This is a genomic window from Deinococcus sp. Leaf326 (genome assembly GCF_001424185.1).
GTDB lineage: Bacteria > Deinococcota > Deinococci > Deinococcales > Deinococcaceae > Deinococcus.
The window spans coordinates 379,334-398,629 of the sequence record NZ_LMOM01000001.1; the positions used below are offsets into that span (position 1 = coordinate 379,334).

The following is a 19,296-nucleotide window of genomic DNA, read 5'->3' on the forward strand; positions in this document are numbered from 1 at the left end:
AGGGTCTCCTGAAGGGTGGGGAGGCAAGCTGGGGACAGGGCGCTGAGCGGTCACAGCCCCCCCGCCGCCAGCTCGACCGCCCGCATGAGCGCGGCGGCCTTGCTCCGCGTTTCCTGCTCCTCGGCGGCCGGATCGCTGTCGGCCACCACACCCGCCCCAGCCTGGATGTGCACGCGGCCCCGGGCGATGACCATGGTCCGCAGGGTCAGGGCCATGTCCATGCTGCCGTCGAAGGCGATGTAGCCGAAACTGCCCCCGTACGGCCCCCGGCGCACCGGCTCCATCTCGTCGATGATCTCCATCGCGCGGATCTTGGGCGCCCCCGACACGGTGCCCATCGGCAGCACCGAGGCCAGGGCGTGCAGCGGCGTCTGGCCTTCGCGCAGCTCGCCCGTCACGCCCGAGACGATGTGCATGACGTGGCTGTAGCGCTCGATGGAAAAGGCGTTCTCGACCCGTACCGATCCGAAACGGCTCACGCGGCCCAGGTCGTTGCGGCCCAGGTCGACCAGCATGAGGTGCTCGGCGCGCTCCTTCTCATCGGCGAGCAGCTCGGCCGCCAGGGCGTCGTCGGCCTCCTGGGTCGCGCCGCGCGGACGGGTCCCGGCAATCGGCTTGGTGATGACCGTGTGGCCGTCGCTGCGCAGCAGGCTCTCGGGACTGCTCGCCACCAGCGTCACGCCGCCCTCCTGCGCGTCCCCCAGCTGGAGGTAGCCCAGGTACGGACTGGGGTTCACGCGGCGCAGCGCCCGGTACAGCGCGAAGGGATGGAGGTCGCCCAGGTCGGCGCTGAAGCGCTGCGACGGCACGAACTGGAAGATGTCCCCGGCGCGGATGTACTCCAGACCCCGGCGCACCACGTCCATGTAGGCCTCCGGGGTGTGGTTGCTGGAAAACTGCGGCGCGGCGGTCGGCGTGCGGCCCGGCACGTCCCCAGGCAGCGGGCCGCGCAGCCGCGCGCTCAGGGCCTCGACCTCTATGTCGGCGCTCTGCTGTGTGGCAGCGGTCGCCACGGCGATCAGACGGTGCTTGAGGTGGTCGTACACCACCATGCCGCGCGGCGCGATGAACAGCGCGTCGGGCACGTCCAGCTCGTCGGGGTTGGCGTCGGGCAACTTCTCGTAGGCGCGGACGATGTCGTAGGACGCGTAGCCCACCGCACCCCCCACGAAGGCGGGCAGGCCGGGGGGCAGCGGCACGCGGCGGTTCGTGACGGCGTACAGCCGCGCCAGGGGGTCGGCCTCGGGGCCGGCGAAGTCCCCGAACACGCCGCTGCTGCGCGCCTCGCCCGCACGGTACACGAACCGTCCCTGCGCCCCCACCCCGATGAACGAGTAGCGGCCCAGCTTCTCGCCCGCCTCCACACTTTCGAGTAGGAAGGAGACGTCCTCGCCCTGCGCCACTTTCAGGTACGCGGTGACGGGCGTGTCGAGATCGGCGTTGAGTTCGCGGACGGCGATGGCCTGGGGAAGCTGGGCGGGGGCGGCAGGCTCGGGATGGGTCATACGGACTCCTGGGGGGGCGTGCGGGGACGCTGCTGAGCGGGAGGACAGATCAGGAGCAGAGAACAGGCAGAAAAAAAGCGCCCGGTGGAAAACTCCACCTGGGCGCGCGGTCCGGTCATGCAACGACAGCGGTCAATCCCAGGCGAAGCTGGGCCACCACCACGCGGCGTTCACGGTCATGGCGCGAGCATAGCGCGGGGCGCGGCGCGGCTCAAGCGGGCCGCCTACGCCGGCTGCCCACTGGCGGCATAGAACAGCAGCCCGATCAGGATGAGGTCCAGCGCCCAGCTGCCCGGCCGGCGCAGGCGCTCGTCAGTGCGGGCGCGCCACAGTTGCAGCCCCAACCGCACGACCAGCAGCCCCACCACGAGATACGGACTGGGCGGCGGCCCCCCACTGACGAGCGGCCACAGCAGCAGCAAGGCCAGCACCACCAACAGCCCGAGGCTGAGCATGGTGGCGGGGTCGGGGCGGCCCCTCGGCCCTGGGCTGGTCAACGTTCCTCACTCAAGACGGTCGCAGCCGGTTCTAGAACCAGGACGCCGTGGGGCGGCAGATTCAGCCTCAGCAGGCCCGTCTGGCCCTGCCAGCCTTCGTCCGTCGCCGTCAGGTCGCCCTGCACGGTCCCGAAGCCGCCGAACTCCAAGTCGTCGGTCGAGAGCAGCAGGTTGTACTCGCCCGCCTGCGGCACACCGACGGGGTAGGCCTCGCGGTACACCGGGGTCAGGTTGGCGACGATCAGGCTCCACGCACTACCCCTGGGGTCGCGGCGCACATAGGCGTACACGCTGGTGTCCGTGTCGTCGGCGGCCACCCACAGCATCCCCTCGTCCTCCAGGTCGCCCTTGTGCCAGTCGGGGCGCTCACGGTACAGGGCGTTCAGGCGCCGAACGAGGTTCATCACGCCGCGGTGGTCGGGCTGATCGGCCATGAACCAGGGCAGCGACTCGGCGTAGTTCCATTCGGTGCTCTGGGCGAACTCCTGACCCATGAACAGCAGCTTCTTGCCGGGCGTGCTCCACATCGTCGCCAGGAAGGCGCGGTAGCCGGCACGCTTCATGTACCAGTCGCCGGGCATCTTCATGACCGCCGACTCCTTGAGGTGGACCACCTCATCGTGGCTGATTGCCAGCATGAAGTTCTCGGTCGTGCGGTACGCGTTGAAGAAGGTCAACTTGTGGTGATCGTACTTGCGGTACAGCGGATCTTCCTCGAAGTAGGCCAGCGTATCGTTCATCCAGCCCATCGCCCACTTGTAGTCGAAGCCCAGACCAAACGGGGTCGGGGAGGTCACGCCGGGGAAGGCCGTGCTCTCCTCGGCGACCATCATGCAGCCGGGGGCCATGTGGTGCGCGGCCTCGTTCAGGCGCTTGAGAAAGGCAATGGCCTCGAGGTTCTCGCGCCCGCCGTGAACGTTCGGCACCCAGTCGGTGCGCGAGAAGTCGAGATACAGCATCGAGGCGACAGCGTCCACCCGCAGACCGTCCACGTGGAAGTCCTGAAGCCACTTGAGGGCCGAACCGATCAGGAACATCACGACCTCGTTGCGGCCGTAGTCGAAGATGTAAGTGTTCCAGTCGAAGTGGAAGCCCTTGCGCGGGTCCGCGTATTCGTACAGCGGTGAGCCGTCGAAGTTGGCGAGCGCGAACTCGTCGGTCGGGAAGTGGCCGGGCACCCAGTCCACGAGCACACCGATCCCCAGGCCGTGCAGGTGGTCCACGAGGTACTTGAAATCCTCAGGGTTGCCCATGCGGCTCGTCGGGGCGTAGTAGCCCGTGACCTGATAGCCCCATGACCCGTCGAACGGGTGCTCCATGACGCCCAGCAGTTCGACGTGGGTGTAGCCCATGTAGGTCACGTACTCGCCGAGGCGGTGCGCGAGGTCGCGGTAGTTCAGGAACCAGCCGTCGTCGCGCTGCTGCCACGAGGGCGCGTGGCATTCGTAGATGCTCACGGCCTCCGCAAAGCCCTGCGAGCGCTTCTCCATCCAGGCCGCGTCGGTCCAGTCGAAGGGCTGGTCCCAGACGATGCTGCTCGTATTGGGCCGCGTCTCGAAGAAGCTACCGTAGGGGTCGGCCTTGTCCACCGTGCGGCCGTCCGCTCCGGTCACGCGGAACTTGTAGCGCTGACCGTGGCGCGCGGCCGGCACGAAGGCCCCCCAGAACCCGAAGTCCAGGCGCTCCATGACGTTGTCGAACCCGTTCCAGCCGTTGAAGTCGCCCACCACGCTCACGTACCGGGCATTGGGCGCCCACACGGCGAAGCGCACCCCCTCCACCCCGTTCTCGGTGGTCGGGTGCGCGCCGAGCAGGTGGTCGGGCCGGACGAGATCGGCCGTCACGAGCTGTTGCAGGTGACCGTGATCGAGAGGAAGAGGCAGTGTCATACCCGGAGTGTACCGGCCCCTGCCCGCGCCCGCCCTCCACGCCTGCGGAGGTGAAAACTGTCTAAGGGCGCTGTCCAGACGGCGGAGCGTGCGGGGTCGGCGGGCCTGCTACGCGCCGGAAATCAGACCTTGACGATCCAGCCCTCGGGCGCTTCCCGCTCTCCAAACTGGATACCCACGAGTTCGTCGTAGAGGCGGCGCGTGACCGGGCCGACCTCCGTTTCGCTGTGGAAGACATGGAACTCGTCGCCGTGCTGGATCCCCCCGATGGGGGTAATCACCGCCGCCGTCCCACACGCACCCGCCTCGCCGAAACGCCCGAGATCATTGATGGCCACGTCGCCTTCCTCGACCTCCAGACCCAGGCGGTGTTCGGCAAGGTGCAGCAGGCTGTACTTGGTGATGCTCTCCAGGATGCTGGGGGACTTGGGGGTCACGAACTTCCGGCCGTCCGTGGTGATGGCGAAGAAGTTGGCGGCCCCGACCTCCTCGATCTTGGTGTGGGTCGAGGGATCGAGGTAGATCACGTCGGCGAAATGACGCCCGCCTTCCTGCGCGGCCTTGGCCTGAGCGCCGGGCAGGAGGCTCGCGGCGTAGTTGCCCCCCACTTTGGCGGCCCCAGTGCCGTTGGGCGCGGCGCGGTCGTACTGCGAGGTGATGAAGTTGTGCGGGGTCAGCCCGCCCTTGAAATACGGCCCGACCGGCACGCAGAACACGCTGAAGATGAATTCGGGGGCGGTGCGCACGCCGATGTTGTCCCCTACCCCGATCACGAAGGGCCGCAGGTACAGTGCGCCCCCGGTGCCGTGCGGCGGAATGAAGCGCTCGTTGGCCGCCACGACCTGCCTGCACGCCTCGATGAACATCTCCTCGGGAACTTCGGGCATCAGCAGGCGGGCGCAGGAGCGGGCCATACGCGCGGCGTTCTGGTCGGGGCGGAACAGGTTGATGCTGCCGTCGGCGGAGCGGTAGGCCTTGAGGCCCTCGAAACACTGCTGGCCGTAGTGCAGCGCGGTGCTGCCCTCGGCGATGTGCAGCGTGTTGTCCTCGGTCAGCGTACCCGCCTGCCACTCACCGCCACGCCAGTGGGCGAGGTAGCGCAGGTCGGTGCGGATGTAGCTGAAGCCGAGTTCGTTCCAGTCGATGTCGGCCTGCTGCCGGGCCTGTACGGGGTCGGGGGCCTGCGCGGCGCCGAGATGCTTTACGTCCATAGGCCCGATTCTAAGTGCGGGGCCGCGTGCGTGACGAGTTCACGGCCGCCCGTGTCCCGCGCCGCCGACCCCACCCGGCCCTCCCCCGGCGGGGGAAGGTAGAGAAAGCAAAAATTCAGGATCTCGTCACATCGCCTGCGTACCCTGGAGTCATGAAGACGACCTTCGCCCGCCTGACCCTGCTTCCCATGCTGCTGGGCGCCGCCCAGTTCGCCGCCGCCCAGACGCCCGCAGCGCAGACCAGCCCCGTGCGCGTCACGGCCTCGAACCAGCTCGTCACCCAGGTCACGGTTGACGGCAAGGTCACCGAGCGCCTGACCGAAGCCGGCAGCGCGCGCCCCGGCAACGTCCTCCAGCTCAACCAGAAGGTGGACAACGTGAGCACCGGCCTGATCCGGGGCCTCGCGCTGAACATGAACGTGGACCCGGCGACCACCTTCCAGACCGCGCAGTGCAACGTGACCGGCGTGACCACGCTGTTCAGCGCCGACGGCAAGACCTTCGCGCAGGCTCCCCTGAAAAAGACCGTCACGGTCACCGAGAACGGCCAGAGCGTGAAGAAGGAAGTCGTCGTGCCCCCCAGCGAGTACAAGGCGCTGCGTTGGCAGCTGCCCGACCTCGCGGGCGGCAAGAGCGCCAACTGCTTCATCCGCGTCAGCGTCCGCTGAGCGCGCCCGCCGGTCCGGACGTGCAGCCGCGCTGTCCGGACCGGCACAGGCAGGCCTGCGGCCCCCAGGGAATATCCGCGCGGTGAGGCGGCCTAGGCGGGAGCCTCATGTCGTCTTTCCGCTTCCGGAGGCGTGCTCTGGGCCGCCGTAGAATCGGGCTATGACTTCCGGCTCCCCAGACCCGTCCGGTCCCGACCGGTCAGACACCCCGGCGGCGGACCCGCGCCCGGCCCCCGATACGCTGGTCCTGATCGACGGCCACGCCCTGGCCTTCCGCTCATATTTCGCCGTTCCTCCCCTCAACAACAGCCGGGGCGAGTCGACCAACGCCATCGTCGGCTTTTTGCGTCAGACCCTGCGCCTGATGCGCCAGCGCAGCAACCAGGTCATCGTGGTGTTCGACCCGCCGGGGGGAACCTTCCGGCACGAGCAGTACGAGGGCTACAAGTCGGGCCGCGCCGAGACGCCCACCGACCTGCCCAAGCAGATCAACCGCATCCGGGCCGTGGTGGACGCCCTGGGTCTGCCGCGCCTGGAGGAGCCGGGGTACGAGGCCGACGACGTGATCGCCACCCTGACCCGCATGGCCGAGGGCACGGGAATGCAGGTGCGCATCGTGACGAGCGACCGCGACGCCTATCAGCTTCTCGACGACCACGTCAAGGTGATCGCCAACGACTTCTCGCTCATCGGGCCGGCGCAGGTCCTGGAAAAGTACGGCGTGAGCGTGCGGCAGTGGGTCGACTACCGCGCCCTGACCGGTGACGCCAGCGACAACATCCCCGGCGCCAAGGGGATCGGTCCCAAGACAGCGGCCAAACTGCTGCAGGAATACGGCACCCTGGAGGGCATCTACAGCGCCGCGCACGCCGGGAGCCTGAAGCCCGACGGTACGCGCCAGAAGCTTCTGGCCTCTGAGAAGGACGTGACATTCAGCCACGAACTGTCGTGTATGGTCACGGACCTCCCACTGAAGGTCGAGCTGGGCGTGGGCCGCCTCCCCGGCGATCCGGCACGGCTGAGCGAGCTGCTCGACGAGCTGGAGCTGCACACGGTCAAGCGCGACATCGCGGCGCTGGACGGCGTGGAATCGGCGTTGCCCGACGCCGTTCACGACCGCGACGCGGCGGCACGGCCAGAGGGCGACGCCCCCGGCGAGGCCGAGTTTCCCAGGCCCCCGGCCGAAACCCCGCGCATGGAGGCCTGGCGTACACCGAAGCCGGGCGTGGTATGGGGCTACGTCCTGTCGCGCGAGGACGACCTAACGGCGGCCCTGACAGCGGCGGCGACCTTCGAGGCAGCGCAGGGCGGCGGCGTGGTGCGCGAGGCTCCGGCCAACGAGCCCGACGAGTGGGCCGCGCTGGCGGTGGCCGACCCCGCACCGCTGTTCGGCGAGTTGACCCAGAGCGACAAACCGCTGACCAAGACGCAGCAGAAAGCCGCCGAGAAGAGCGTGCGCGACGCCGAGAAACGGGCCGAGAAGCTGCGCCAGCAGTACCCGGCGACCGTGGACGAAGCCGAGTTCGCCGGGCAGCCCACCGTGACGGCGGCGGCGGCCAAGGCGCTGGCCACCCACCTGAGTGTGCGCGGTCAGGTGACCGAACCGGGCGACGATCCCCTGCTGCACGCCTACCTGCTGGACCCGGCCAACACCAACATGCCGGTGACGGCGCAGCGGTACCTGGGCGAGGGCTGGCCGCAGGACGCCGCCGGACGCGCGGCCATGACGGCGCGGCTGCTGGAGCTGCTGCCGGGCCAACTCGACGAGCGGCGACTGGACCTCTACACGACCATGGAGCAGCCGCTCTCGGCCGTGCTAGCGCGTATGGAGGTGCGCGGCGTGCGGCTCGACAGTGACTTCCTGCGCGGACTGGCGGGGTCGGCGGCGGCGCGCCTGGAGACGCTCGAAGGCCAGATCCACGAGCTGGCGGGCGGCCCCTTCCAGACCCGCAGCCCCAAGCAGCTCGAAACGGTGCTGTACGACACGCTGGGATTGGCAAGTAAAAAGAAGACCAAACTCACCGGGCAGCGCAGCACGGCGGTCGCGGCGCTCGAACCGCTGCGGGACGAACACCCCATCATTCCGCTCGTGCTGGAATTCCGCGAACTCGACAAGCTGCGCGGCACCTACCTCGACCCTCTGCCCAATCTCGTCAACCCGGCGACCGGGCGGCTGCACACCACCTTCGCCCAGACGGCGGTGGCGACCGGCCGCCTGAGCAGCCTGAACCCGAACCTCCAGAACATTCCCATCCGCTCGGACGTGGGCCGTGAGATCCGCAAGGGGTTCATCGCCGAGGACGGCTTCGTGCTCGTCAGCGCCGACTATTCGCAGATCGAGCTGCGGCTGTTGGCCCACATCGCCGACGACAAGCTCATGCAGCAGGCCTTCCAGGAGGGTGCGGACATCCACCGCCGCACCGCCTCGCAGGTGCTGGGGCTCGACGAGGCCACCGTGACCCCGGGGCAACGCCGCGCCGCCAAGACGGTCAATTTCGGTGTGCTGTACGGCATGAGTGCCCACCGCCTGAGCAACGACCTCGCCATTCCCTTCGCCGAGGCGTCGGGCTTCATCGAGACGTACTTCTCCACCTATCCGGGCATCCGGGGGTACATCGACAGGACGCTGGACTTCGGGCGCACGCACGGCTACGTCGAGACGCTCTACGGCCGCCGGCGCTACGTACCCGAGCTGACTGCTACCAACCGTACGCTGCGCGAGGCGGGCGAGCGGCTGGCTTACAACATGCCGATTCAGGGCACGGCCGCCGACATCATCAAGTACGCCATGATCCGGCTCGACGAGAGACTCGACGCTCTGGGCGCCCGCCTGCTGCTTCAAGTACACGACGAACTGCTGATCGAGGCGCCCAAGGACCGCGCCGACGAGGTCGCCCGTGTGACCCGTGAGGTCATGGAAGGCGCTGCGAGCCTCAGCGTGCCGCTGGCGGTCGAAGTCGGCACCGGGCCGAACTGGTACGACACGAAGTGAGGACTGGGGGACGAGAAGGCCCCCTCTCCCCCTGTTCAGGCCTCTGCGGCCCACAGCCCCTGGCGCTTCATAGCCGCCTCCAGTGCCGGCTCGCGTTTCTCCATGCCGCCGCCGGGGGCGAAGTAGGCGCGCAGCAACCGCGCCCAGTCGCCGGGTTCATCCCGGCGGGCGGCGATGGGATTCATGACCTCCACGGCCTCCCGCAGCTCTTCGTGTGTGGCGTCGCGGTAGGCGTCGGTGTGCACGACCAAGGGCCGGGGCACACGCGGGCGCAGGGGGGGCTGCTCGGCCGCCTGGCCGATGGTCAGCGCGGCAAAGGGCAGCACGCCCTGGGGCAGCGCGAGCAGGTCGATCAGGCCGTCGAGGTCGTTGAGCACGCCGCCGATCCAGCAGCCCTGGTAGCCCAGCATCTCGGCGGCGGTCAGGAGATTCTGGCCCGCGAGCACCGCGTCCCCGATACCGAAATGCACGGCCACGGCGGGCCAATGGCCGCTTTGAGCGCCGCCCGCCTCCAGGGTCCGGGCCAACCGGCGCACGTCGGCGCACAGCACGAAGGCCTCGGAGGCCGTAGCGACGTGGGGATTGGTGGTCATCCGGGCCGCCTCCGCCCTCACCTGCGGCGAGACGAGGTGAACGACGGAATAGAGCTGCGCCGTCGCGTCGGTCGGAGCACGCTGCGCGGCGTGCAGCACGGCGTCGAGGTGATCGGCACTGAGGCGCAGGGGCGAGCCGTCCTCCTGGGTCACGTACTGGCGCACCGTGCGGTGACCGTCGAAATAGGCGCGCACCTGATCGGCACTGAGGCGGCGGAGGTCGGGAGAAGTCATGCGGCGCAGCATAGAGCGGCGGCTACGGGACACGGCGGGAAAAGCCCGCCTCCCTCCGGATTGTTGACGCAGGGTCTCGCCTTCCTCAAGAACCGGTCAATGCCGCGCGCGGCGGTTCAGGCTCTGTCTCCGGCAGGGAGGTCCGGGGACACCCGCTGGGCAGCCTGACGGCGCAGCTCCGCTACGACCCTGTCCAGCGTCTCGATGAGGGCCGGAGTCGGCGGCTGTCCCAACTGGGTGAGCTGAGCAATCGCCTCGGCGATGATGACTCCCAGCGTCTCGGCCCGGCCGGCCGCCTCCGCCGCCTCGGCACGGTGCAAGGACTCCTCCATGCCCGCGCCCAGGCGCTCGAATTCCCTCTGCTGTTCCGGGGTGCGGCCGTACCGCCTGGCCTCGGCGAACAGCGACCTGAGCGTGTTGAGCTGCCCCTTGGCGTCCTGCTCGATCTTCTGGAGGGCTGCCGCACTCACGAAGACCACCGGCGTGGCCGTGATGTTTTTCAGGGCGTCGGCCAGGACGTCTTCCATCTCGGTCGCCAGTGTCAGCTGGGCATTGACCGAAGCGATGAGGACGAGGCGGGCCGGTTCGTCCTGACCGTCCTGCATGCGGCCCAGCGCCCAGGCCAGAGAACGCAGCGCTGTGGATACGGCCGCCTGCTCGTGGCAGACGCGCAGCAGCCGTTCCAGACAGGCCGCCTGTTCCAGACCGGCGGCTCCGACGTGTCGGCGGGCGGCGACGATCAGGTTCTGACCGAGGGGACCGGTTTCGCGGAGCTGTTGCAGCGCGAGGAGGGAGGGGAGGGTATTCAAAGCAGATTGTCCTTTTCACAGGGAGACTTGGTGGTCGGGGTGGGTGATCTGGCCTCGTGGGCGGCCCCGCCAGCATGGAGATGGAGTCATGAACCCCCGGCCAAGACAGCCCCGCGTTCGGCAGCATTCGGTCGGCGGACCATAAACCCACGACTCACCCAGGGTAGCAGGTGACCCGGACGGCCCTTCACGGCTTGCCGCTGCTGTTCGGTGCAGGCTGGGAACGGCGACCCGCCGCCAAATTGAGCACCCAGGGGCCAGTGCAGGCCGGGAGACTGCCTTCCGAGATGAAGCTCCGATGAACCTTAGCTTCTTTATTCGACGTTGAAAGACCCCGTCCGATGAACGTGCTTTATCTAGCTCTCAAGGTCGGGCCGCGCTCCGACCCCACTCTGGAACAGCGGTCAGTCACTTCTGACCACCGTCCCAGAACATCAGTTCCCATGCCCATCAGGTATTGCAGCCGGGTGGCGTGGAAACGGTAATCACCGTTCAACGCGGTTGCCCACCAGACCTCCGGTAGATCGGTCGTCCCGTCGTCCAAACCTCCAGCTCATACAGTTTTAACCCCTATTCAGCCCACAGGAGAGCGCAAGATGAGCCAGCTCGGCGAGCAGTTGCACGACCTTCAGGACAGCGTTCACCAGGCCCAGCACCACCTCCAGCCCCGACTGACGGTCGGGGCTGCCAAGGGCGCGCTCAAGACCCAGGCCAGCCTCGCCGCCACGATCGCCCGGCAGCAGAAGGACCTGCACCGCCTTGAAGCGCAGGTCGAGCGCCTCCGGCATGAACGCTCCGGGGGCGGGTTTCCCTGGGGACTGATTCTGCTGGCCGGCGGAGCCTACGCGCTGTACCGGAGTAGTCCGGGCTTCCGCGACCGGGTACAGGACGTGGTGAAGGGGTTCATTCCAGGGATCGAAGGGAACCTGGCGCGGGCCGGAGACGCGGCGAAGGATGCGGCGCAGGACGTGCTGAAGGGGGAAGATCCCAGCGCAGCGCTGCGGGACGCGGGCCAGGAACTGCGGCGGGCGGGCGAGAAGGCGGCGGATCAGGCAGACGATAAGTTGCGCGACCTGAAAGACCAGGCCACAGACGGGGCCCACGATCTCAAACGCGACGCCCAGCGCGCGGCCGATGACGCCCGCAACGACCTGCGCCGCCCGTGATCTCTTTCACTCCAAGGAGTCTGTCATGACCCGTCTGAACAAACCGAAAAGCAACTCCGCCTGGCTGTGGTTCATCGTTGCCCTCGTCCTCCTGGCCGGCCTTCTCCTGGGCCTGGATTACCTGGACATCGTGCAGCTCGGCCTGTACTGACCCCCGGAACCCGAACTTGGACGGGCCTTTCTGGCCCCAAGAAACAGAGAACAGACAGCCCGGTCGAAACGGAGCTGTCTGTTCTCTGTTTTGCATCCCGCCTACGCTCGTTGCACCACGCGTTCTTCCTCGTCCTCCTCCTCGTCGGCCAGAGGCGCGAAGAGGCGGTCGAGGTCTCCCGTCGTGAGCTGCGTGGCGTCGCTGAGACCGCCGTCCAGGATGCCCTGTGCCAGCGAGGCCTTGCGGGCCTGGAGGTCGAGGATACGTTCCTCGACGCTGCCGGCCGCGATCAGCTTGTACACGAACACTGGCTTGTCCTGACCAATGCGGTAGGCGCGGTCGGTGGCCTGTTCCTCGGCCGCCGGGTTCCACCAGGGGTCGTAGTGGATGACCGTGTCGGCCGCCGTGAGGTTGAGCCCCACGCCCCCCGCTTTGAGGGTGATCAGGAAGACATGCGTCTCGCCGCCCTGGAACGCGTCAATCTGGCGCTGGCGGTCCACCGTCTGCCCGGTGATCTTGCTGTAGGGAATGGCGTGCTCCCGCAGCAGATCCTCGAGATGCCCGAGCAGCGTGGCGAATCCGCTGAAGATGAGCACCCGCCGGCCTTCCTCGACCATCTGCGGTAGATTGGCCGAGAGCCAGTCGAGTTTGGCGTTGCCCTGAACCTGCCGCGCCGCGTCGAGCTTGACGAGCCGAGGGTCGGTGACGGCCTGCCGGAGCTTGAGCAGCGCGTCGAGGATGGCAATGGTGCTGCGGGCCAGCCCCCGCGCCCGCAATTCCTCGCGCACGCGACTTTCCATCGTGACGCGCACAGTTTCGTACAGGTCGCGCTGGTCGCCGTCCAGGGTCACACGCACCGGAATCTCGGTCTTGGGGGGCAGTTCGCGGGCCACGTCACGCTTCTCGCGGCGCAGGATGAAGGGGCGCACGCGGGCCGCCAGCGCGGCGCGCCGGTGCGGGTCGCCGCGCTTCTCGATGGGCGTGCGGTACAGCTCGCGGAAGGTCTTCTCATCGTGCAGCAGCCCCGGTGCCAAGAAGTTGAACTGCGACCACAGCTCGCCCAGGTGGTTTTCCAGCGGCGTGCCGGTCAGGGCGAGGCGGTGCCGGGCGTCCAGACTTCCGGCGGCCTTGGCGGCGGCCGTCTTGGCGTTCTTAATGTTCTGCGCCTCGTCGAGAATCACGTAATGGAAGGGGTGCTGCCCCAGTTCGTCAATATCGCGCGGCAGCAGCGGGTAGGTGGTCAGCACGAGGTCGGCCTCTCCGAGCTGGGCGAACTGTTCGCGGCGATTCTTGCCGTGCAGCGTCAGGACCCGCAGCCCCGGCGTGAACCGGGTGGCCTCGGCCTGCCAGTTGCCGATCACGCTCGTCGGCGCTACCACGAGCGCGGGGCGGTCGAGGCGGCCGGCGAGCTTCTCGGTGAGCAGGTGCGCGAGGGTCTGGAGGGTCTTGCCGAGCCCCATGTCGTCGGCGAGGATGCCGCCCAGCTCGTACTCGCGCAGGAACTGCAGCCACGCCAGCCCCTGAAGCTGGTAGGGCCGCAGCTCGGCGTTCAGGCCCGGCGGGGCCTCCACTTCCCGGATGCCGCCGAAGTCGCGCAGCCGGCGGCCCAGGTCGAGCAGGCGCTCGGCCCCGATCCAGCGGGCCTGCACCGCGCCCTCGAGCTGCGCGAGGCGCGCGGCGTCGAGCAGCGGCAGCCGCAGCGGCCCCGCAGGCAGGTCGCGCAGGTTGAGCTCGACGAGCACGCTCAGGATCGAGCGCACCCGGCCGGCCGGCAGCGGCACGCGGCGGCCGTCGTCCAGAGTGGCGAAGATCGTCTCGTCGTCGTTCAGCTCGGCCAGCGCGCTCTGGGTGAACAGCTCGGGCTGGCGGGCGATCAGGTCGGCGAGTACCGGCAGCAGGCTCACGCGCTGGCCGTCGACCACGATGCCGAGGTCGAGGGTAAACCAGCCGCCGCCCGTCTCGCCGGCCTCGCCATACCAGTCGCTGACCTCCGCGAAGCGCAGAGGAAACTCGGGATGCACGACCACGTTAATGCCGCCCGCCTCCAGGTCCTCGACGCCCACACGCAGGAAATCCAGCCACGCCTCCTCGCCGCCCAGAGTGAGCAGCGGCGCGATGTGGCCCGGCAGGGCGTATTCGGGAAAGGTCAGCTCGAGCGAGTCGAAGCCCGCCTGCGACGTCCGCCGCATGGCCCGGCGCTCGCCGCGCACGTCACGGGGCACGCGCAGCAGCTCGCCGCCGCGCAGCACGGTCAGGGTCAGGTCAGGCAGCTCGGCCCCCAAGCCGCCGCTGCTGAGGCTGGTGGCCGGTTCGCGCACCTCCAGGCCGCCGTAGGCGCGGCGCAGTTCGGCCACTGGCAGGGTCAGCATCTCGGTCGAGAGTACCGGGCTGCCCAGCCCCGGCAGGGCGGGGACCCCGGCCGGCACGCCGTGGGTCACCGTGACCGGCACGCTGCGCCCGGACAGGTGAAGCTGCGGCGTGAAGGGCAGCTTTTCCTCGCGCAGGTCACGGCCCTGCGGCAGAGGTACGGGCAGGGGCAGCGCCGAACTCGCCATCACCTTGGCCAGGACGGTCGCCTGCGCGGGCGTGACGGTCGGGCCGGAGAGAAAGCGTGCCGTACGCTCGGGCGGGCCGTCCACCTCGACCGGGGCCAGGGTGAGCCGGGCAGGGTCGGCGGCCCAGGGTCGGGCCAAGGGCAGCACGACCGCGCCTGGCACGTCCGGCACGATAAGAGACGGGTACTGCGCGCCCGTCTCGTCGGTGAGCCAGCCGGGCACGCCGCGCAGGCTGAGCGCCGGGGTCAGGGGCGAGGACGCGCCGCCCCAGCACAGCCGCCCGGCGGCAAGCAGCGTCGAGAGGAGCAGCGCGGTCGCCGGGTGGTCGCTCAGGGCGTACAGGGTCTCTTCCCAGCGGCCCGGCGCGTGGGCAGGCTGGGCCGCCACTTCGAGAAGTTGCAGGGCGTCGGCGTCGCGCTGCACGAAGGCGGGGGCGGCCGTGATCTTTTTGGGCAGCGCGTAGTTCTCGGCCGCCGCGAGATTGGGCACCCCCGAGATGAGCGGCACCCGCACGAGTTGCAGGGTCGCGCGGCGCATCTGGGCGGGCATACCGCGTACCGTGACCTGCCCGACCCGCAGCAGGAAGCGCAGTTCGTACTGCCGCCCGCGCCCACCGGTGGCCTCGGGAGACGGCTCGAAACCGGCGAGCCACTGCCGCAAGCGGGGATCGAGCGAGTCGGGCGAGGCCTGCGCCAGTGCGGCGGGCCGGGGCGTGTCGGGCGGATCGGCCGAGAGCACGAGCGCCGCGACGTGCCGGCAGCGGTAGCGCCCGCAACTGCACGACGACTCCAGCAGCTTGGGCTCGGGCGGCATGCCGAGGTCGGCGCTGGCACGGTAGTCGGTCCCGGCGTCCTGCACCGTTCCGCCGGCGCGCCAGCCGAGGTCGGTCCACTCGCGCGTGATGTCCGACACCGACTCCTGGCGCAGTGCCAGAGCCTGTGCGGCCGCGTCCAGCCCGAACCCAGGGGGAAGGCGACTGAGTTTCAAGGCTTCACCCGGGGGGTGAGCATGGATTTGGCGGCAACAAACACATCCTGAAGTCTAGCGCGTTTGCGCCGCCCCCGCGCGCGCACACCACACTTCGCCGGCGCGGCGTTCACACCGCGGCCTCACGTCCGGGCCCGCCCCCGGCCCACCGGGCTCTAGACTGCCCGCATGACTACCCCGTCCCGGCGTGCCTCGCGCCGCGATCAGCACCGTGCAGGCGCTTCCGGCGCGCGGCGCAGTGCCCGCAACACGCTGATCGCCTACGCCTTCATGCTGCCTTTTCTGGCGCTGCTCGTGCTGTACCACACCTGGCCCGTGATCTTCGGGACGTACCTGGCCTTCACCAAGTACAACATCATCAGCCCCCCCGAGTGGGTGGGGCTCGACAATTTCCGCGAGCTGATGCGCGACGAGCAGTTCTGGTCGGGGCTGCGCAACAGCCTCAAATACATCCTGGTCGTGCCGGTCATCCAGGTGCTGAGCATCCTGGTCGCACTGCTGGTCAACCGGCCCATGAAGGGCATCGGGTTTTTCCGCACGGCGTACTACGTGCCGGTGGTCACGAGTTTCGCGGTCGTGGGCCTGATCTGGTCGTGGATGTACCAGCAGGAGGGTCCCGTGAACGCCGTGCTGGGCGCGCTGGGCCTGCACCGGGGCGGCAGCCTGCTGAACAACCCGGCGACCGCCCTGTACGCCGTGATGTTCGTGACGCTCTGGAAGGGCATCGGCTACTACATGGTGCTGTACCTCGCGGGCCTACAGAGCATCGCGCCCGAGCTCGAGGAGGCGGCCGTGATCGACGGCGCGACCCGCACGCAGGTCTTCTGGAACATCACGCTGCCGGGGCTGCGGCCGACCATCCTGGTGTGCAGCCTGCTCTCGACCATCAGCGCCATCAAGGTCTTCGAGGAAATCTACGTGATGACCCAGGGCGGCCCCGCCGGCAGCACCTACTCGGCGCTGTTCTATACCTACTCGCGGGCCTTTCAGGACTTCCGGTACGGGCTGGCGGCCGCCGCCGGGCTGATCATCGCGGTCATCAGCATCCTGTTCGGTCTGCTGAACTTCAAGCTGACGCGCGGAGGGCGGGCCGATGCATAACACCTGGCAGAACACAGCCGCACCGTTGTTCCGGGCGGAGGAAGCAGCGACCGACGGGTTGCGCGCAGTGGACGGACCTCCGGCGCTGTTCAGGGAGGTCCAGGAATGAATTCCAGCCCTTTCGAGACCGCTCCCCGGACGGCGACCCCCACCGCGGCGCACGCGAGCGCGGCGGCCCAGCTCAAGGCGCGCAAGAAACGGCGCAACCGCCTCGCCAATGTCCTGGCCTACGCGGTTCTGGTCGTGATCGCCCTGATCATGCTCTACCCCTTCTACTGGACCTTCATCACCAGCCTGGAGTCGACCGGGAACATCTATCAGGCCAAGCTGCTGCCGGCCAGCATCAGCCTACGCAACTACGCCGAGGTGCTGCGCGGCACGACCGTGCCCTTCTGGCGCCTGATTCTCAACAGCCTGATCATCTGCACGCTGGGAGTCTCGCTGACCGTCACGCTGGCGACCCTGGCGGCCTACCCGCTCGCCAAGATGCGGTTTCCGGGCCGCGACCTGATCTTCTACGCGATTCTGGCCCTCATGGTGCTGCCCAACGAGGCGGGCCTCATCGTCAACTACATCACGACCATCAAGCTCGGGCTGCTGCAACAGACCCATCCGGTGCTCGACGCCCTGCGGCAGTATTTCGCGGTGGTGCTGCCGGGTATCGCCAGCATCGTGGGGCTGTTCCTGCTGCGTCAGGCGTACCTGGGCGTGCCGCAGGAACTCGTCGAGGCCGCGCGCATCGACGGCGCGGGCGAGCTGACCATCTGGCGGCGCGTCATGCTGCCGCTGGCGCTGCCCACCATCGTCGCCTTCTCGATCCTGGAATTCGTGGCGTACTGGAACAGCTTTCTGTGGGCGCGCATCATGCTGCCCGACAAGAACCTGATGCCGCTTTCGGCCGGGCTCCTCGAACTCTCGGGCACCTTCTCGACGAACAGCCGCGCGGTGATGGCGGGCGCGGTCATCACGGTCGTGCCCATTCTCATCGTGTTCGCCTTCGGGCAGAAGTACTTCATGAAGGGATTGGAGGGGGCGGTGAAGGGGTGAGGGGACTGTTCGCCGCGCAGCTGAAGTTCTACGTCAACGCGCGGGCCATCATCGAACGGGAGGGGCCGGGCGGCCGAGAACTCCTGCTCCAGCGGCGCGAGAAGGCGGGCGAGGCTCGCCGACTGGAATTTCCGGGCGGTCAGCTCGACCCCTATGAGGGCATCATCGACGCCCTAAAGCGGGAAGTGCGTGAGGAGACCGGCCTGACCGTCACCACCTTTCTGGACGACGTGCGGCGCCAGGCCTACCAGGGAGTTAGCGCCGACGTGGAGTGCCTCTCGCCCTCGTTCGTGTACCAGACGACCCGTGGCCCGGTAGACAGTGTGGGCTTCTCCTTCCGCGTCCGGGCCGAGGAAACGCTCACGGCGCGGGGAGACGCAGCGGGCGGGCACGTCTGGTTACCGCTAGCCGACCTGCACAGGCGCTTTTTGGCGCAGCCCGACGACTTCGACTGGCTCACGCAGGGAGCTCTCGCCTTCTATCTGAGCGGGCCGTCATGACCCTTCCCTACCGCACCGACCCGCACGCCTGGGACGTGATCGTCGCGGGGGGCGGCACTGCCGGGGCGGTCGCGGGCATTGCGGCGGCCAGAACGGGAGCGCGGGTGCTCGTCGTCGAGGCGCAGGGGAGCCTGGGCGGCACCGGCACGAACGCCTGGGTCACGCCGCTCATGCGCAACGTGTCGGGCGGCGAGAACCTCAACCGGGGCCTGACCGACGAGCTCAAGGCCCGTCTGCGCGCACGCGGCGACGGCGCGACCGACACGCACGGCAACGACAACTGGTTCAACCCCGAGGGCCTGAAATTCGTGCTGGAGGAGCTGCTACAGGAAGCCGGGGGCGAGGTGCTGTACCACACCCAGGTCGTGCAGCCGCTGCTGGAAGGCCGGCGGATCGGCGCGCTGGTCGTGCACAACAAAGGCGGCCTCCAGGCCCTGCGCGCCGCCGTGTTCATAGACGCGACGGGCGACGCCGACGTGGCCGCGCTCGCAGGCGTGCCCTTCCAGGCAGGCGACGAGGACGGCATTCATCAGGCCATGAGCCTACGCTTCACGCTCGCGGGGGTGGACGTGGAGCGGCTTCGCGACTTTCTGAACGCGCAGGGCCAGGAACAGGACTCGGCCCGCTTCCTGCACTTCTGGATGGTGTGGGGGCGCAGGTCCAGCCTGGAGGGCCTGTTCCGGGAGGCGGTGGCGGCCGGCGTGCTGGAGGAGCGCGACGGAGACTACTTCCAGGGCTTCAGTGTGCCGGGGCGCCCGGGCGAACTGTCGTTCAACTGCCCGCGCATCCGCGCCGACCTGAACGACGCCACCGACCCCTGGCAGCTTTCGGCAGCCCAGACCGACGGGCGGGCGGCCATCACGCGGCTGCTGGCCTTCTGCCGCCGCTCCCTACCTGGGTGCGGGGGCGCGTATCTGGGCGTGGTCGCGCCGATGGTGGGGGTGCGCGACTCACGGCGCATCGTGGGGGACTACACACTGAAGGTCACCGATCTGCTCGACTGCGTCAAATTCCCCGACGTCATCTGCCGCAACCACTACCCGGTGGACATCCACAGTGTCCGGGGCGGCGCGCGGCTGCTGCACGAGCGCGAGGGCAGCGCGCCGTACTTCGCCCCCGACGCCTGGCACGACATTCCCTACCGCAGCCTCGTGCCGCAGGGGGTGGACAACCTGCTCGTGCCGGGGCGCGCGGCGAGCAGCACCTTCGAGGCGCAGTCGGCCATCCGTGTGCAGCAGAACTGCCACAGCATGGGCGAGGCGGCCGGCGTCGCGGCGGCGTGGGCGGCCCGGTCGGCAACGTTTCCGGGCGACGTGCGCGCGGTGGACGTGACGGCCCTGCAGACCGAGTTGCGGCGCCGGGGAGGCAATCTGTGAACGATACGGGCAGGC

15 protein-coding genes are annotated in these 19,296 nt (G+C 68.8%); 8 read left to right on the plus strand and 7 right to left on the minus strand.

The genetic code is table 11. From position 1 onward, the window contains the following. Positions 1 to 50: 50 nt before the first annotated feature. The 4 genes from trpE to ASF71_RS01935 form a co-directional block, all read right to left on the minus strand. On the minus strand, positions 51 to 1,505 hold the full coding sequence (trpE, locus tag ASF71_RS01920; protein ID WP_056293972.1) for an anthranilate synthase component I: 1,455 nt from the start codon (positions 1,503 to 1,505) through the stop codon (positions 51 to 53). 224 nt (positions 1,506 to 1,729) lie between these two features. After that, the gene (locus ASF71_RS01925; RefSeq protein ID WP_056293975.1) at positions 1,730 to 2,002 is read right to left on the minus strand and encodes a hypothetical protein; all 273 of its coding nucleotides are present in this window, start codon (positions 2,000 to 2,002) and stop codon (positions 1,730 to 1,732) included. Next, the gene (locus ASF71_RS01930; protein ID WP_056293978.1) at positions 1,999 to 3,891 is read right to left on the minus strand and encodes a 1,4-alpha-glucan branching enzyme; all 1,893 of its coding nucleotides are present in this window, start codon (positions 3,889 to 3,891) and stop codon (positions 1,999 to 2,001) included. Before ASF71_RS01930 ends, ASF71_RS01925 begins: the two co-directional genes overlap by 4 nt. Before the next feature lie 122 nt (positions 3,892 to 4,013). Further along, positions 4,014 to 5,102 carry a branched-chain amino acid aminotransferase gene (locus ASF71_RS01935; protein ID WP_082505311.1) on the minus strand — a complete coding sequence of 363 codons (1,089 nt, stop codon included), beginning with the start codon at positions 5,100 to 5,102 and terminating at the stop codon, positions 4,014 to 4,016. Positions 5,103 to 5,254: 152 nt separating this feature from the next. Here ASF71_RS01935 and ASF71_RS01940 point away from each other — a divergent pair, with 152 nt between their 5' ends. Then, entirely contained in the window at positions 5,255 to 5,770 is a 516-nt protein-coding gene (locus ASF71_RS01940) for a hypothetical protein (RefSeq protein ID WP_056293981.1), read from the plus strand. Positions 5,771 to 5,930: 160 nt separating this feature from the next. Further along, on the plus strand, positions 5,931 to 8,762 hold the full coding sequence (polA, locus tag ASF71_RS01945) for a DNA polymerase I (RefSeq protein ID WP_235514085.1): 2,832 nt from the start codon (positions 5,931 to 5,933) through the stop codon (positions 8,760 to 8,762). A 35-nt stretch (positions 8,763 to 8,797) separates the two neighbouring features. Here the strand turns inward: polA and ASF71_RS01950 are convergent, their stop codons facing one another. After that, entirely contained in the window at positions 8,798 to 9,589 is a 792-nt protein-coding gene (locus ASF71_RS01950) for a nitroreductase family protein (RefSeq protein ID WP_056295112.1), read from the minus strand. 116 nt (positions 9,590 to 9,705) lie between these two features. After that, the gene (locus ASF71_RS01955; protein ID WP_056293985.1) at positions 9,706 to 10,398 is read right to left on the minus strand and encodes a hypothetical protein; all 693 of its coding nucleotides are present in this window, start codon (positions 10,396 to 10,398) and stop codon (positions 9,706 to 9,708) included. Between the two features lie 596 nt (positions 10,399 to 10,994). On the opposite strand from ASF71_RS01955, the gene ASF71_RS01960 reads away from it, so the two are divergent. Together ASF71_RS01960 and ASF71_RS25500 are read left to right on the plus strand one after the other, a co-directional pair. Then, complete coding sequence (locus tag ASF71_RS01960) at positions 10,995 to 11,564, plus strand: YtxH domain-containing protein (RefSeq protein WP_200939647.1); 570 nt, start codon at positions 10,995 to 10,997, stop codon at positions 11,562 to 11,564. 25 nt (positions 11,565 to 11,589) lie between these two features. Then, positions 11,590 to 11,715 carry a hypothetical protein gene (locus tag ASF71_RS25500; protein ID WP_255354692.1) on the plus strand — a complete coding sequence of 42 codons (126 nt, stop codon included), beginning with the start codon at positions 11,590 to 11,592 and terminating at the stop codon, positions 11,713 to 11,715. 101 nt (positions 11,716 to 11,816) lie between these two features. Here ASF71_RS25500 and ASF71_RS01965 read toward each other — a convergent pair whose 3' ends face one another. Continuing rightward, positions 11,817 to 15,257 carry a DEAD/DEAH box helicase gene (locus ASF71_RS01965; RefSeq protein ID WP_056293988.1) on the minus strand — a complete coding sequence of 1,147 codons (3,441 nt, stop codon included), beginning with the start codon at positions 15,255 to 15,257 and terminating at the stop codon, positions 11,817 to 11,819. Between the two features lie 168 nt (positions 15,258 to 15,425). Here ASF71_RS01965 and ASF71_RS01970 point away from each other — a divergent pair, with 168 nt between their 5' ends. The 4 genes from ASF71_RS01970 (at position 15,426) to ASF71_RS01985 (ending at position 19,281) form a co-directional block, all read left to right on the plus strand. Further along, positions 15,426 to 16,358, plus strand: coding sequence for a carbohydrate ABC transporter permease (locus ASF71_RS01970; RefSeq protein ID WP_056293992.1), 933 nt, complete (start codon positions 15,426 to 15,428; stop codon positions 16,356 to 16,358). Positions 16,359 to 16,463: 105 nt separating this feature from the next. Next, positions 16,464 to 17,405, plus strand: a complete 942-nt coding sequence (locus tag ASF71_RS01975; protein ID WP_056293995.1) for a carbohydrate ABC transporter permease — start codon at positions 16,464 to 16,466, stop codon at positions 17,403 to 17,405. Next, the gene (locus tag ASF71_RS01980; RefSeq protein ID WP_056293999.1) at positions 17,402 to 17,905 is read left to right on the plus strand and encodes an NUDIX domain-containing protein; all 504 of its coding nucleotides are present in this window, start codon (positions 17,402 to 17,404) and stop codon (positions 17,903 to 17,905) included. The genes ASF71_RS01975 and ASF71_RS01980 overlap by 4 nt, the downstream gene beginning before the upstream one ends. Beyond that, positions 17,902 to 19,281, plus strand: a complete 1,380-nt coding sequence (locus tag ASF71_RS01985) for an FAD-dependent oxidoreductase (RefSeq protein WP_056294002.1) — start codon at positions 17,902 to 17,904, stop codon at positions 19,279 to 19,281. The genes ASF71_RS01980 and ASF71_RS01985 overlap by 4 nt, the downstream gene beginning before the upstream one ends. Positions 19,282 to 19,296: the final 15 nt, after the last annotated feature.